Source organism: Pseudomonas sp. AC083 (assembly GCF_979253165.1).
Map to the genome: position 1 here is coordinate 1 of NZ_CEEDDH010000385.1, position 230 is coordinate 230.

1 protein-coding gene is annotated in these 230 nt (G+C 43.0%); it reads left to right on the forward strand.

Annotated features, from left to right (window positions below; all coding sequences use genetic code 11):
• Positions 1-71 precede the first annotated feature (71 nt).
• Positions 72-230: NAD-binding protein (locus AC0IXA_RS28285; protein ID WP_471815040.1), on the forward strand; the 159-nt coding region annotated here is incomplete at its 3' end.

Genomic DNA, 230 nt, shown 5'->3' on the forward strand with positions numbered 1-230 from the left:
TCGCTCGCATATGGATTCATTAATCAAACCGTAGTAAAATGCATGGTAAGTGAGATAAAAGGAGTCTGAACATGAAAAAGGAATATGCAGTCATTGGTCTTGGACGCTTTGGCGGAAGTATTTGCAAAGCGCTGAGCGAAGAAGGACTTGAAGTCATGGCCATGGATATGAATGAAGATCGAGTGAACGAATACGCGAAAATTGCTTCACATGCGGTCATTGGCGATTCG